Annotated in this window: 12 protein-coding genes; 4 read left to right on the forward strand and 8 right to left on the reverse strand. The window is 52.1% G+C overall.

The window, feature by feature from the left end; genetic code table 11:
• Positions 1-85: 85 nt before the first annotated feature.
• Both SH451x_RS07145 and SH451x_RS07150 read right to left on the reverse strand, forming a co-directional pair.
• Entirely contained in the window at positions 86-1255 is a 1170-nt protein-coding gene (locus SH451x_RS07145; protein ID WP_479361757.1) for an aminotransferase class I/II-fold pyridoxal phosphate-dependent enzyme, read from the reverse strand.
• 27 nt (positions 1256-1282) lie between these two features.
• Positions 1283-2773 carry a leucyl aminopeptidase gene (locus tag SH451x_RS07150; RefSeq protein ID WP_479361758.1) on the reverse strand — a complete coding sequence of 497 codons (1491 nt, stop codon included), beginning with the start codon at positions 2771-2773 and terminating at the stop codon, positions 1283-1285.
• Between the two features lie 197 nt (positions 2774-2970).
• Here SH451x_RS07150 and SH451x_RS07155 point away from each other — a divergent pair, with 197 nt between their 5' ends.
• Positions 2971-4848, forward strand: coding sequence for a UbiD family decarboxylase (locus tag SH451x_RS07155; RefSeq protein WP_479361759.1), 1878 nt, complete (start codon positions 2971-2973; stop codon positions 4846-4848).
• A gap of 451 nt (positions 4849-5299) precedes the next feature.
• Here the strand turns inward: SH451x_RS07155 and SH451x_RS07160 are convergent, their stop codons facing one another.
• The 6 genes from SH451x_RS07160 to SH451x_RS07185 all read right to left on the reverse strand — a co-directional run bounded on the left by SH451x_RS07160 (position 5300) and on the right by SH451x_RS07185 (position 11745).
• Positions 5300-5887 carry a rhomboid family intramembrane serine protease gene (locus SH451x_RS07160; RefSeq protein ID WP_479361760.1) on the reverse strand — a complete coding sequence of 196 codons (588 nt, stop codon included), beginning with the start codon at positions 5885-5887 and terminating at the stop codon, positions 5300-5302.
• 419 nt (positions 5888-6306) lie between these two features.
• Positions 6307-7065: an OmpA/MotB family protein gene (locus SH451x_RS07165; protein WP_479361761.1), complete on the reverse strand. Its 759-nt coding sequence runs from the start codon at positions 7063-7065 to the stop codon at positions 6307-6309.
• 76 nt (positions 7066-7141) lie between these two features.
• On the reverse strand, positions 7142-8008 hold the full coding sequence (motA, locus tag SH451x_RS07170; protein ID WP_479361762.1) for a flagellar motor stator protein MotA: 867 nt from the start codon (positions 8006-8008) through the stop codon (positions 7142-7144).
• Positions 8009-8311: 303 nt separating this feature from the next.
• On the reverse strand, positions 8312-9403 hold the full coding sequence (locus tag SH451x_RS07175) for a galactose-1-phosphate uridylyltransferase (RefSeq protein ID WP_479361763.1): 1092 nt from the start codon (positions 9401-9403) through the stop codon (positions 8312-8314).
• 23 nt (positions 9404-9426) lie between these two features.
• Positions 9427-10917 carry a glycogen synthase GlgA gene (glgA, locus tag SH451x_RS07180; RefSeq protein ID WP_479361764.1) on the reverse strand — a complete coding sequence of 497 codons (1491 nt, stop codon included), beginning with the start codon at positions 10915-10917 and terminating at the stop codon, positions 9427-9429.
• A gap of 330 nt (positions 10918-11247) precedes the next feature.
• On the reverse strand, positions 11248-11745 hold the full coding sequence (locus tag SH451x_RS07185; protein WP_479361765.1) for a hypothetical protein: 498 nt from the start codon (positions 11743-11745) through the stop codon (positions 11248-11250).
• A gap of 572 nt (positions 11746-12317) precedes the next feature.
• Between SH451x_RS07185 and SH451x_RS07190 the strand changes: the two genes are divergently transcribed.
• From SH451x_RS07190 to SH451x_RS07200, 3 genes are all read left to right on the forward strand, one after another.
• A complete protein-coding gene (locus SH451x_RS07190; protein WP_479361766.1) occupies positions 12318-12860 on the forward strand; it encodes a DUF2617 family protein in 543 nt (180 codons plus the stop codon).
• A gap of 69 nt (positions 12861-12929) precedes the next feature.
• A complete protein-coding gene (locus tag SH451x_RS07195; RefSeq protein ID WP_479361767.1) occupies positions 12930-13940 on the forward strand; it encodes a D-2-hydroxyacid dehydrogenase in 1011 nt (336 codons plus the stop codon).
• A gap of 441 nt (positions 13941-14381) precedes the next feature.
• Positions 14382-15365 carry a DUF1573 domain-containing protein gene (locus SH451x_RS07200; protein ID WP_479361768.1) on the forward strand — a complete coding sequence of 328 codons (984 nt, stop codon included), beginning with the start codon at positions 14382-14384 and terminating at the stop codon, positions 15363-15365.
• Positions 15366-15430 lie beyond the last annotated feature (65 nt).

Below are 15430 nucleotides of genomic sequence, written 5' to 3' on the forward strand. Positions count from 1 at the left end.
CCGGAACTGCCCTTCGGGTGCTTTGCACAATTGACTCCTGACCCCTTTAACGAAAGTGACCCCTTTAGCGAAAGCGGACTCGACTCTAAAGACCTTGACGCAACGCGTTGATCAATCCGTCTAGTTGTTCATCAGTGTGCAAGGCTGACAAGCTGACTCGCAGCAAACTTCGCCCCGCAGGGACAGTTGGAGGACGAATGGCAGGGACAAAAAATCCGGCCGCCGCCAGTTTGGCACTCAGGTTGATTGCTAAGTTAGGTTCTTGTGTGTAAACCGGTACGATTGGGCTATCGACGCCGCTAGTCTCAAATCCTGACTCGATCAAACATTTGCGCAAACGTGTCGACATCGCTCGCAGTTTTACTCGTTCCTCTTCCATGCTCTGGCATAACTCAATCGCCTTCGCTGTCGCCGCCGCCGCCGCTGCGGGCATGGCTGTCGAATAAATGTAGCCTCGAGAGAATTGGCGAAGGTATTCGATGGTTGTTTGCGATGCTGCAACATAACCACCAATAGAACCTAGTGCTTTGCTGCAAGTGCCGATCGTTACGAGTTCGCAACCTGCGAAGTCCGAGGGGACGGCAAGCCCGACACCTTTCTCGCCGTAAACACCGACGGCGTGGGCTTCATCGATGATAACTCCAGCGTCGTAGCGTCGTGCCAAGTCCGCAATTGCAGCAATCGGAGAGACGTCACCCTCCATGCTAAACACGCTGTCGAGCACGAGCCAAAAGCCCTGACCTGGGACACGATCAAGCGATGCCTTATGTAACATTCGTTCTAGTTCGGCTAGATCAACGTGCGGGCAGATAATCGTGTTAGCTTTGGCAAGCTTGCAGCCATCAATCAAGCTTGCGTGATTCATCTGGTCGCTAAAAATCGTATCGCCTTTGATAGCAAGCGCCGGAATTACAGAGACGTTGGTAGCGTAACCGCTTGAGAACGTGAGTGCAGCGTCCATTCCTTTCCAAACTGCAAGGGTCGCTTCCAATTCTGCATGAATCTCGCTGCGGCCCGTCACCAGCGGACTCGCTCCACTTCCCCAACGCTGCGTTAAGCTCGCAGCTTTCTGGACTTCGGGATGCCAGGCGAGTCCCAAGTAATCGTTGGCCCCGAAATTGATAAGTCGTCGCCCTTCAAGAATAACGATTGTCGGCTCGGTAGCCACAAAGATACGCGGCGAACGTAGCAATCCAGTCGCTCTTCTTTGGTCAAGCGCGTCAAGTGACCGATTATGGAACCACGAAGATGGCATACGGGATTGTTGAATTCTTCAGCGAAATCAGATCTTTTCGCTACCCAAATCTTCCAGCATTTGCGTAATCGTTTGCACGAAGTACCCGGTGGCTCCAGCATCGCACCAAGCTTTCGGTTTGTCGGCAAAAGCTGGTCCAGCTAGATCGATGTGCGCCCATGGGACATCGCGTACAAACTGTTCCAGGAATTTGGCTGCGGTGATCGCTCCGCCCCACCGGCCATCTCCGACGTTTTTCAAATCAGCGACTTTGCTTTGTACTTGTTCATCAAAAAACGAATACATCGGAAGCGGCCATACATACTCGCCTGTCTGTTCGGCAGTCTTACGAATCTGGTCTTGAAGCCAGTCATCGTTGCTCATCACCCCACCGATGTCATTTCCCAACGCGACGACGCATGCTCCTGTTAGGGTTGCGAAGTCAATAATGTGGCTTGGTGACTGATCGCATGCAACATCCAAAACGTCGGCGAGTACAAGTCTCCCTTCCGCATCGGTGTTATGAATTTCGATTGACTTACCCGCTCGGCTTTGCAGCACATCGCCAAGCTTGAAGGCGTTGCCGGCAATCATGTTCTCGACCAAGCCGATCAGCCCGATGACGGGACGCGCTACTTGCATTTTAGCGAGCGCGAACATAATACCAACAACGGTCGCTCCGCCAGCCATATCGCACTTCATCGTCAACATGCCGTCGGTCGGCTTGATAGAAAGCCCACCTGAATCAAATGTTACACCCTTACCGACTAAAGCGATCGGTGGCAAATGCTTGCCAGCATCTGTACCGGTGTATCGTAACATCAGCAAACGCGCAGGCTTGTCAGATGCTCGGCCAACGGCCAATAGCGATTCGCAACGTTCTGTTTTAAGGCGTGTTTCATCCCAAACTTCCGACTGCAGATTCATTCCGGCGAGCATCTCAAGCGTCTGATCGACGAACGAGGCCGGGTAAATATGATTGGGCGGCTGGTTTACTAGGCTGCGAGTCATCGCAATTCCGGTAGCGATTGCGTCGGCGCGTTTCAGGTCCAATTTGACATCGGTCAAGAATACAATCTGCTTGGGTGGATTCAGAGCTTTCTTTTCACGATATAAGTCTTGCCCGATCGATCCGACCAGCCAACCTACGATCATGGCGTCGTTGTTTTTTGACGCATCGCCAAACGGAAACCCTGCAACAGCAACTCGGTTATGTTGCTTGGCCGAAACTCTTTTCACCGCCGCGGCGGAAGCGCGGTAAAGGCTGCAAGCCGTCTGATCTTCCTTGTCGCCCAAGCCTACAGTGACAATGACCGTAGTTTTAATTCGGTCAGTCGCATAAAGCGTTGTTGTTTTGTAAAGGTCCGTGGAAACTTCGCCCAGCTCAATAAGCTTGGCAAGCTGACCTCCCAGGCGATTGTTTAGCTCCGACGCGACGCTCGAACTACCAATATCGCACGGCAGTCCAACTACCAGCACATCGAAAGCCGTATCAAAAGGATTTTCGTTAGAAACACTCAGTCCAATATCAAGTTTCATAGTCGCTTCGTCACAAATCTACCAACACTACAGTTGCAAAACCGCAGTATTGCCGGTCCATATCTCGATAGTTTATACAACCAAAAGGAAGAATCGTTCGAGTCTGTCGATTGTTATTTCCTAAACGCTGCGGAGCTCATAGGATACCAAGCTGATGCGTTTTGTAACCCCGACATTATCACCATGAGTTAGACCATATGGGTTTTCGCAGCACCAGAGAAGTCGTTGAGGATCTGATTCGACACGGAAAATGCATCGTCATAGACGATCCGATTTCCCCGAATTTCGAAATGGCAGAAATCCAAAGACGCGTTTATCAGTCTGGTGGACCAGCCATACTCTTTAGCAGTCCGACCGGCACGTCTTTCCCAATGGTGTCGAACTTGTTCGGATCCCTTGAACAAGCTCGGTTTATTTTTCGAGACACCATCGAACAAGTGAAGCGCGCGATCGAGCTGAAGATCAATCCTGCGGCTATGGCAAAAAATCCATGGAAGTATCGTTCGGCTCCATTGGTTGCACTGCGAATGCGTCCCAAGCAGGTCAGCCGCGCATCGGTTACAGCTCACGAGTCAACTGTATCCGTGCTGCCGATGCTCCGTTCGTGGCCAGATGATGGCGGTGCGTTTATTACGCTCCCGCAAGTCCTTAGTCAGTCGCCAGGTGCAAGCGGTTTAGCTGGAGTGAACTTGGGCATGTATCGCATCCAGTTGGATGGTAACCAATATGCGCCGAATCGCGAAGTTGGGTTGCACTACCAATTGCATCGTGGCATCGGAGTTCATCATCAAGCAGCAGCGGCACAAAAGACCGATTTGCCGGTAACGATAACCGTCGGTGGTTCTCCCGCGATGACACTGGCCGCGGTCATGCCGCTTCCCGAAGGGCTTAGCGAACTTACGTTTGCGGGAGCACTGAGCGGTCATCGTATCCCGATGCTTGTTAGTCGCAATCATGCTCCCATATACGGGGATGCTGATTTTGCGATCGTTGGCAAGATAAACCCAGAGCGAACTTTACCGGAAGGTCCGTTCGGCGACCATTTGGGGTACTATGCTAAACAACACGATTTCCCCGTGATGAGCGTCGATAAAGTCTACCATCGCAAAAACGCAATCTGGCCTTTTACTGTTGTTGGACGACCGCCGCAAGAAGATACGTCCTTTGGCGAACTGATTCATGAGCTAACTGGTCCGGTGCTTCCGACGGTTATTGCAGGAGTTCAACAAATTCATGCCGTCGATGCAGCAGGCGTTCATCCGTTGTTGCTTGCAATTGGCAGCGAACGGTATTTGCCTTATCGACGAAGCGACCGACCGGCTGAGCTGCTAACACAAGCCTGCGGAATTCTCGGACAAGGACAATTGTCGCTTGCGAAGTACCTCTTTGTTTTGAATGGATTCGACGTCGATGGCTTGGATATCCATGATACTCGTCGGTACTTTGAGGATGTTCTAGCTCGAGTCGATTGGAAGCGTGACCTGCATTTTATTACAAACACAACTATTGACACGCTTGACTATAGCGGGTCTGGGTTAAACGAAGGTTCAAAAGTGATCATTGCAGCGCGAGGCGAGATCCGTCGAAAATTAGCGGCCGATTTGCCCGCGCCTGTTCGCTTGCCAGGATTTACACCCAACTACCGGATGGCAGCGCCTGGAGTTCTAGTGCTTGAGCTACCGCATAGCGGTACGGTCGATTTCGATTCTGCCAGTGGTGCGTCAGCCATTGAAGTTTTCATTGATGCGACGACATCCTTTTATCGTAACTGTACAGCGGAGGATCGCGAAAGCTGGGATCAGATCGCGTTGATGGTGGTGGTTGACGACGCCGAATTTAGTGCGCGGACGTGGAATAATTTCTTGTGGACAACTTTCACGCGTTCGAATCCGGCTAGTGACATATACGGCATCGACGCTTGGACGCATGACAAGCATTGGGGGTGTCGCGGCCCGCTAGTAATCGACGCTCGGACGAAACCGCATCACGCTCCACCACTAATTGAATCGCCAGAGGTTACTGCCAAGGTAGACGCCCTAGCAACTCGCGGCGGTCCCATTGCAAAATACCTTTAGACCGGATGTGCAAATCGATGAGCAAGAGCGGCGTGCTTTTTCCGGCAACGGCTATCCGAGATCGGTATGCAGAAGAATGAATTCTTAATCTATTCTTTTGCCTTCATCCTAACTAAAGCTGCAATTGATTTGGCGAAAAGGTTCGGCAAGTCAAGTTCAGGGGAGAGTGATATCGGATCCGAAAAGCTGCTTAAGAGGATTGCTACCAAGAATTGCTGTACGTTAAGGATTGAAATGCAGAGGCGCAGTGGACTTGCAGGTCTAAACTCTCCGCGCCCTCTGCGCCTCTGCGTTTTAAATCTGGGTTCATGCTTATCGAGTGCAGCCGCTCAAAAAAACCATAGAAACGGGAGAAACGTAGTATAGGCTTGACCATGCAGAAAGTTTTTTGGTCCGCCTGTCGGAGAGCGTATCAGCCTAGTGTGTTGCTTTGGGCATACATTTCAAGAAACTACTCCTGATTGGTTTGCAAGGCGCCAGAGGCGGTGAGGGGAGACGATTGTGTAAATGCGATGATGGCTCCGGCGATGGCTCCAGTTAGGTGGCCGTCCCAGGAGACGCTGCTTCCGACTGTTGGAAGGACACCGAAGATCAGTGTTGTGCCGTATAAAAAGAAGACGATGAGGGCGACACCAATCGCTACGGGCCGGCGTTCGAAATAGCCGGCGAACATCAAGAACGTAATGAGGCCGTAGATTAGCCCACTAGCGCCGACATGCATCGCGTTTCTTCCAAAGAGCCAGAGCAGTAGTCCGTTGAGCACCACAATGGCGATGATGACCGCCAGCGAGTTCGCACGTGAACCGGCTAGCAGTGCAAGAAGTACGAAGAGAGGAACCGTGTTGCTTAGCAAATGTGGGAACGTAAGGTGCAGGAATGGCATTGTGACGATCCCAACCAAACCTGTCAGCGTTCGCGGTACAAGACCAAAAGCCTTTAGTTCGACTACAGGTAGGATATCCACGAAGTAGATTGCCCATAGCACCGCGATGAAGCCGAGGATAATCTGCAATTCTTGCTTAACTGTATGCTTCGTCATGTCGCTGAATTCTTTACGTATGCTCAAGCCGGGACGGGGCCTTATCTTACCCGAAGCCTCGACCACGCAGTACTAGTGGTGCGCCAACGTTAAACTCAGATGGTTGCGCAAATCGCGGATTGTATCTAGCTTGCCAAACTCGGCTACCTGCCAGACGAGCTGGCAGGGGAGCAATACTTGATGACTTGTGGGGTATAGAACGGCATCCCGCCCGCATGTTCGGAGCTCTGCGAGCGAGACGTTCGCGGGCCGACCCTACGATTAAACTCTGACGCAGTACTAGAGCCACAACCTAGAAAGAACGTTGATTGAGAAATTTGTTGAGCGGATCGCCTATCCCGCGAGCGATTCGCAATATTCTCTTGCCTTCATTCTTTTGCCAATAAAATGCGTCAGCTGGATTTCAGATGAGTGAAAGCTTAGTGGCCGCCGCCGTGTGCTTTGGCGGCTTCGGCTGCGGCAAGTTCTTCGGCGGTTGGCGGCGGAGGCTCGGCCGTCGTCGCTTCTTGCAGCGAAACAAGTCGCTGTGCCTTCGTCTTCGTATCTTCAAATACCTCGTTCAACAAAAAGACTTCCACACGCGCATCTTTTTTCGAATCAGGCTTCGAACCAACGAAGACAGGCTCCGAACCGCCCGATTGCGACAAACGGATTCGCTCGGGAGCAACACCGTGCTCGACCAAATAGCGCATGGCTTCGAGTGATCTCTGGTACGAAATCTGCCACGCATCCAAGTGCGCTTGCATGCCACCGATTGCGTCTTCGATCGCATGCCCTCGAACTTCGACGCGATGCGGCTTGCCGAGCAGTTCTGGAAGAAGAGCATCGAGTTGTTCACGCGCTTTATCGTCCAGAACCGTTTTGTTGGCTTGGAAGTCGATCACTGTACCAACGTTACTGCGATTGCCGTCGTCGGTCATTTTTGTCTGAGTCGACTCGCTGTCGTCGGAACGCAGTCGATTTTTACGGCCACCGCTGCCGCTTTCCTTTGGCCGGAGAATCGAACTGTTAGGGGTGCCGGTCATCCGGCGACCACTTGGATTGCGAAAGTGTTCTGCGATTGCGGCCTTCACTTCAGGCTTTTGTCCGACCAACCACATAACCATAAAGAAAGCCATCATCGCCGTCACGAAGTCAGCGTAGGCAACCTTCCACGCACCACCTCCACCTTTAGCCATGATTTTTGCTTTCTGATCTTATGATTATCTATTGCATTGTTAAACGCCGCTCGTCTGCAACGCGGCTGAGCTCAGATTAAGCGCCGCTAGCATCTACTGCTTTGAAGAGCGCTTCCATTTCTTCGCTGGTCGGTCGCAAGTCGCGTGGAAGTCCGCGGCGGCCCGTCTCGACAGCCATCTTGGGTTGCATGCCGTTAAAGTAACCCTGCATGATCGACGACAGCGTGTGAAAGTACACGCTCTCGGAAGCACCCAGCGTGTTCATTTTGGCGGCAAGCGGTCCAAGGAATCCGTACGATGCAAGAATTCCAAGGAACGTACCAACCAACGCCGCACCTACTTTGTGACCAATTTCGGTCACAGGACCATCGATGTGTTCCATCGTGATAACGATCCCCAAAACTGCCGCGACGATCCCGAAGCCAGGCAAAGCATCGGCGGTCGAACTGAGGGCGGCGATTGGCGCATGATGTTCTTCTTCCATCGCATGCAACTCCAGCTCCAGCAGTCCTCCGAGTTCTTCCGGCTTGACCGAACCGTCGATCAGCGGGCCAAAGGCACCTTGGATAAAATCGGTCGCGTGATGGTCCGCCGCGAGTTTAGGATACTTCTTGAAAACTTCGCTCTCGTGCGGATTGGATATATGCGACTCAAGCGCCAGCATGCCTTCGCGGCGCGCAATGCGGAACAGCTCATACAGCGCCTGGAACGTCTGCTCATAGGCGACGCGGTTATAGGGCGAGCCTTTAATTGTTTGGATCAAGCCCTTAACCAAGTTGATCATGGTTGGAACGGGACTCATGATGATCAGTGCCCCAAGCGATGCACCGCCGATCGTCAAAACTTCAGACGGATGGATCAGCGCACCGACGTGACCGCCCGCCCAGATGAATCCACCGAGCACGGAGCCAGTAACAACTAATAGTCCAACAATTACGATCATGGTTCTACATACATCTCTTGCGAATTGAACGCACGCGTGATTCCAATCGGTCGGCACAGGAAGCAGGCCAGGAAAAACTACGCCTTGGGCATATAACTCGAAGAAAGCCCGTCCGCAAAACAAACCTGTTGCGTAGGACTTAACATATTCAGAAGCTTTACCGAATATTCTGGTCGTGCTACTTGTTACGTCACGGCCCTGACTGAAAGAAGAACCAGATAACTTGCAAGGCAGAAGGCGAGAACAGCAAAACGAGTCGACGGGCGCGGTGCCAATCGATAGATTCGCAAAGCCTACGGCTGCTTAGACGGCGACCGAATGTCGTTCGATTTCTTGTCGCAGACGCTTTGCCGCGTCCTCTGGCAAGATCGGGTTGATAAAGCAGTCTGATCCCCATTCAAAGCCTGCGACCCGCGTCAGGCGAGGGAACAGTTCCATCCGCCAGTGGAATACATTGTCCCAGTAGTCATGAAACGGGCTGGTATGCAATACAAAATTGTAAGCAGCTCCCGGCAGTATCGTTTCCAGCGATCGCAATACTTGCCGCGTTAGCAGGCCGAACTCGCTAAGCATCTTGTCGTTGATCTCTTCAAAGCGAGCCGCTGCCACTCGAGGAAGGATCAGAATGGTGTAAGGGAGATGGGAAGCAAACGGTGACAGTACAATAAAATTCTTGGTCGTTGTAATAACGCGATCACCGGCTTCCATTTCATGATCGATCATGTCACGGAAGTAGCCTCGATTGTAAGTCTCGCGATACTGCTGCATACGTTGGCAGCTTCGAAGGACATCTGGTGGAACGAAGTTAGCGGCAATCAACTGGCTGTGCGTGTGTACCAGCGATGCTCCGGCGTCGTACCCTACGTTCTTGAAGATCACCGCGTAATGGAGAGCATTGTGCGCTCGCCAGTAATTCAAACGCTGCCGAAACGCGTCGAAGACCAGATTTGTGTGCGAATCGTTGAGCTGCGCGAGGGACTCTTTATGTTCGGGCGTTTCAATGATCACTTCGTGAGCACCGCTGATCTGCTTGCGGCAGAACAAGATACAGTCCTCAGCGCTGCCGTCGGTGCCCGACGGATCGGGCTGGGATTCGTCGTCAACAGTGATCGCATTTAGTGCGAGCGGTAAACCTTGGACATTGCGAAGACGCTGCAACGCGGGGTATTTATTCGGGACAACGCGGACTAGCCACGATTTTTTACTGCGACCACGAGGTGGAAGTGATAGAACTGGTGCTGGTGTAAGCGATTCCCTGCCCGCGCAGAATGGACAGTTGTCAGAATTGGTCGGTTCAACAGCGAACGAGCCAGCATATTCGTCGGGACGCTTATTGCGTCGCGGGGCGAATATTACCCATCGGTCCGCTAACCAATCGTAGCGCGTCTCGCTCATTGGTTTTTACTTTCTATCACATGTTATGCTTGAAACCGCCGACGATTCAAAGCCGATTGATACACTCTCTCATAATCCTCTGCACTTTTGTCCCAGGACCAGTCCTGTGCCATTCCGTTTTCAACAAGTTGAGCCCAGACTTCAGGCGATTCTTGGTACACTCGCACCGCAAAGTTCAAGCAACCGTCTAAAGCATCTGCATTGTACGCTTGGAAAGCGAAACCAGTAGCCGCATCTGGCCAACTTTCCCATTGGAACGGGCGAACCGTATCTACCAAACCCCCTACTGCATGCACAACCGGCACGGTTCCGTAACGCAATGAATATAACTGATTCAAACCGCACGGTTCGTACTGGCTTGGCATGAGGAACATGTCGCTACCGGCCTCGATGCGGTGTGCAAGCGCCTCGGAGAACTCCATTCGAATCGCAAGCTTTTGCGGGTATCGAATTTGAAGGTCTGCAAGCCGTTCTTGAAATCGAACATCTCCGCTGCCAAGGATCACCCACTGAGTGTTGCTCGTGTTTAACCACCGTTCAATCACTGGAATGGTGATATCCCAACCCTTCTGAGTCGCTAGTCGTCCGACGAGTCCAACAAGTGGTTGTGACGGAGATTCCGGTAAATGGAATTCTCGCTGCAGGGCCGCTTTGCAAACAGCCTTGCCCTCTTTCCAGTTGCTTAAATCAAAGTTCATTGCGATGTGTTGATCGGTTGATGGATTCCACATCGCATAGTCTACGCCGTTCACGATTCCGTGCAGCCGATCTGTCCTCTGTTGTAGCACTCCCTCCAAGCCGCAACCAAACTCGGGACTCTGAATTTCTTTTGCGTAATGTTTGCTGACAGTTGTAATTTCATCAGCAAAAACCAGGCCTGATTTCAAAAAACAAAGGTCGTTGTAAAACTCGATGCCATTGGCGTTGAAGATCTCCCAAGGCAAACCAGTCATCGAAAAGTCCGCCGACCAATACCGGCCTTGATAAGCCAGGTTATGGATCGTCATAATCGACACTAGCAACGGGCTGCTCTCAAGTCGCTCGACATTTGTTTTTAGGTAAGCTGGGATCAGGCCAGCCTGCCAATCGTGGCAATGAAGAACGTCAATCGGCAGTCGCAGTCGACGAATTGCTTCCAAAACCGCACGGTTGAAGAACGTAAACCGCGCGCAGTTGTCCTGGTAGTCACCGTTGCGATCGCCATATAAGTGGTCTCGCGCAAAGAAGTGTGGCTGGTCAATTAAATAGACAGGAAGCTTACCGTCGTTGAGAGTTGTCTTTAAAACGCGGGCCGCGATTTGATGGTCGCCCAAGTTGACGGGAAATCCGATTTGCAGGTCTTCGACCTTATCGGCCGTCGCCAAAGCAGCTTTGTATGCTGGCAGGAAAACGGCACATTGATGTCCCCGCTCAACCAGTTGCATCGGTAACGCGGCTAGCACATCTGCCAAGCCACCAGTCTTTGCAAGTGGCGCGATTTCGCTGCTGACCATTGCAATATTGAATTTATCCATGAATACCCTACGACGATGCGAGTCAGTTTGTCCTGACTATTTTGCGTTGCACTTAGGCTGAATGCTAGTTGGCGAGCTACTGAAAACAAGCAACTGCCAGACGGCCGTCGCTATTTCGGCGAGAGAAACGGGGCGAAGGTCTTAAAGTAGCGCCTTGCGATGAATCAAGGTCCAAGGATCGCTTTTAGAGCTTTCGACAGCAGGCATCGATAATCTTTGCGTAAACCTTACACGACGCAAAGTAAATGCTTGAACGCGTCCCGTAGCCCCTTACTGATATAAGGTTTGTGCCGGATGTAATGCGTTTTGATGGCGTCATTTTGAAGCCAACTACCGTAGCCATTCTTCCGTAGCCATTCTTCCGTAGCTGCGTTCGCCTAGAACGCGGTTGAAGTTGGGTGAGCTTTCTGAAACGCAACCGGCTTCTAGGCGAAGCCAGCTACGATGCGCTTGGACGATGCTGACTTTCTGAAAACGGGTGCCACTGCTGGCTTTGTCCAGCAGTGCTCGTGGCGTAACGATACAGCTTTCCAACATGTTGATTTCAATCAGCCGCTTGGCGCAGCCTGCGGGATCCATCTCGGTTGGTTCAGACGTTGGGATTCCAACTGGCGATGTACCGCGCCCGCACGCTATCGCGTTGCGGCTAATCTTTCGTAGCTGCGTTCGCCTAACGCGGTTGCATCTGGGTGCGATTTCTAATACGCCCCCGGCTTCTAGGCGAAGCCAGCTACGATGCGCTTGGACGATGCTGACTTTCTGAAAACGGGTGCCACTGCTGGCTTTGTCCAGCAGTGCTCGTGGCGTAACGGCAAAGCTTTCCAACATGTTGATTTCAAACAGCCGCTTGGCGCAGCCTGCGGGCTCTTCTCGGTTGGTTCAGACGTTGGGATTCCAACTGGCGATGTACCGCGCCCGCACGCTGTCGCGTTGCGGCTAATCTTTCGTAGCTGCGTTCGCCTAGAACGCGGATGAAGTTAGGTGAGCTTTCTGAAACGCCACCGGCTTCTAGGCGAAGCCAGCTACGAAGGAAACACTACAAACAACTGCGATCGATCATCGCTCCGGGGCATCCGTGTGTCAGGTCGGTTTCGCGATTGCGTTGCAAGCTTGGATAAAACCGCTCGGCGAATGTCAATATAGTTTGCTGGGGCGATTGCCAATTTTTTCAAAATAGATAAATCATGGGACTAGTTACGCGGTTGATATTGGTTAGACCGACAAAGCATGGTTATAATCGCGTCCCGGTCCTCAACTCACTTGGTTGCCACGTCGGCCACGAAGCGGTGCAGACTGTAAAATTTGCTTATCGAATCAACTCATTCATCCCACGTTACGCGGTTATTGCTTTGCAAAAACATCGCCTGACGTGGTCGTGATTTACGTAAGGATCTGCAATAGTGCTGTCGATTCGTCCAAATGTGGCAGAACATTCTCTTGTCGTTCTCTCACGTTCGGTTCATCCCGAATTATTTCAGATCTATAGGACACAACATATCAAGCGGAATGCGTATCGCGTTCGGATCGATATAACCAGCGACGGCCACATCGTGACCTTTGCCAGCGGTCAGATGACAATGTGCGAGGTCATCGCGTCGCAGAATCAAGATATGCCGGTAAAGCGTCGGATTACCAGCCAGCGGATTCGCGAAAGCAATCATTTCCAAACAGATGGCAAGAACCTCATTCGTTATGAGACCGAATCCTCGGTAGAGCATGCCTCGCGGGAGCTCTTCTGGCAAATTCAGCAGCAGTTTGGACAAAGCAGTGCCGAGCATGAACTGCTTCAAGTTTTCAATGCTAGCGGTCGCGTGGCGATGGGAGCGATCAGCTTTATTCACGTCGATCAACGCGCCAAGCAGCTTACCGTTCAGGCGTTCCATACGTTCCCAGACGAGTATGCAATTCTAAAGTCCTTCTCGACATTCACCGTCACCCGCTAGCTTCAAACGGGTTCCGACGGCAAACTATCAAGTTAACTTGATTCTTAATCCCGTTGCTGTCCGACTCACATGAAGCCACAAATCGTCCTCTGTTATCCTGTTCTAGATCGCCACTTGGAATGGATTCGCACAAGTGTCCCAGAAGCGGAAATAATTAATGCGGGCCAAGAAGGCATTGGCGAGCGATTTTTCGACGCTGATATTTTCGTAGGACACGCCAAAGTACCAGTTGATTGGGACGGAGCCGTCGCTGCTGGTCGGTTGCGATTCATTCAGTCATCCGCCGCGGGGCTTGACCACTGTTTGGTGCCGTCGGTCGTCGCATCGGACATTACCGTCTGCAGCGCATCGGGACTATTCGCCCGCCAGGTCGCCGAGCAAATGATGGCGTTGCTGCTGGGGTTGCTTCGCGGTTTGCCGATCTTTTTTCGGCAGACGCAGACTCGAGAATTCATCCGACGGCCGACCGACGATCTGCATGGCAAGCGGATCGGAATAGTCGGCTTGGGCGGCAATGGTCGCTGCATGATTCCGATTTTGCAGCCTTTTGACGTTAGCATCAAGGCCGTAGATTTTTACCCGACCTCGAAACCTGAGGGGGTCGAAGCATTGTGGGGGCCAGAGCGTTTGATCGATTTAGCCGAGCAATCTGACATCCTAATCCTTACTTTGCCGCTGAACTCTGGCACGGCAAAGCTGATCGATCGTGATGTTTTCGCTGCGATGCCTGCAGGAAGTTACCTGATAAACGTCGCGCGTGGCGGCGTCGTAAACGAAGAACACTTGATCGCTTCACTCCAGGACGGGCACTTGGCGGGGGCGGGCGTCGACGTCACCGCCATCGAGCCTTTACCGGAAGCGTCGCCCCTGTGGACGCTGCCAAACGTCATCATCACCCCTCACGTCGGCGCTCAGGCAGCAAGTCGGGTGGACGATTCGACGCGGTTGGCTTGTCGGAATCTGCGAGCTTACTTGGATGGCGAGCCGTTGCTGAATCTGGTCGACAAGGAGTTGGGCTTCCCGCGTCCAGAAGTGCAAGCGGTTTTGCATGATGACTGGAAAGAGCTGTTCCGGAGCTGACGCGATTTTGAAACTCCCCCCTCTTTGTCATTGACCTGCGGCAACTGGTTGCGAGCATCTACCAAGTTGCGTCGGAGTACACTTTGCTCCTGAAGGGTAGTTTGTAATGGCAGCAAAAGTGATTTGCCGACCTTTGGTCTGGTCGCGTAAAATGTAGCTATTGGCTAAGACAGACTAGTTTTTCCAAATGGTTTTGCACCAGGTTTAAATGTGCGAAAAAATCGCGCAGTATTTTATCACGCCTGGTAATTGAGGATTGATACTTCGGACAGCGTGTGTCTAATGCACGCGTCACGGTCCTCAGGCGAAATCAGCGGTAATCGAGTTGTTGTTTTGCCAACAGCCGACTCACCAAACGCGAATCGTTCTGCTCGGCAGTACGATTCAATTCGTCATTCATCCAGGGTCGTGACTTCCAGTCGACGTCCGTAGGTAACAACAATGAGATTATTTCATCACGCAGCAGCAATTGTAGCGATTGTCGCTTCCGCTTCGGTTTGCTCGGCGGCAGTTCCAAGTGCGGCAATTTTCAAAACCACCAGCCACGATTTCGGTACCGTGGCGGCGGCAGCAAAAACTGAATTTCGGTTTGAGCTGACGAACCCGTTTGACCAACCAATCCATATCCGCGGCGTCCGAGCTAGCTGTGGATGCACGACACCAATCGTGGAAACCGAAACTATTTTGCCGGGCCAGACCGGTTCAATCCTTGCTCGATTCAATACAGGATCGTTCAAGGGAGCGAAGTCGGCCACGTTGACAGTTTCGTTTGACAAGCCAGCTTATACCGAAGTTCAACTGCACGTCAAAGGCTATATCCGCAGCGACGTTGTGTTGAGTCCAGGCGAAGCGAACTTTGGCAACTTGTCCGAGGGCGAGAATAAGACGATCACCGTTGCCGTTGACTACGCAGGTCGAAGTGACTGGGCGATTGTTGGCTTGCAAACCACCGACAGCTACATAAAAGCAAAAGCTGAAGAAACCAAGCGAGCTGGTGGACGCGTGGCCTATACGCTGCAAATCGAACTGCTTGCTAATGCACCGGTCGGGCCAATGATGTCCGAGCTGATCATTCAGACCAACGACCGCAATCTCAAGACGGTCAATCTGCTGATCGGTGGAAATATCGAAGCGGGTATTTCGGTTTCGCCCAAGTCGATTGCTATGGTTCGCACGCCGGACCAAGAATCGTTCCAGCAAGTTTTCGTGCTCAAAGGCAAACAGCCTTTCAAGATCATGAACGTCGAGAGCGATGAATTCGAGATTGAGTCTAGCCCATCGGACGAATCGAAAGAGCTACATACGCTGCCACTAACGCTAACTCCGAAGAAACCGGATGCTCGCGTTGATGGCAAGATCCTAGTCAAGACTGACTTGGAATCGATGCCGTCGATCCAACTGGAAGCGACCTATTCGCACGACTAATTGCAAGTCGCAAGCGATTTGAACTCAGAAGAGCGATTGCGTTTCTCACGAAGCACGATCGCTTT

This window comes from Njordella aestuarii (genome assembly GCF_056494165.1).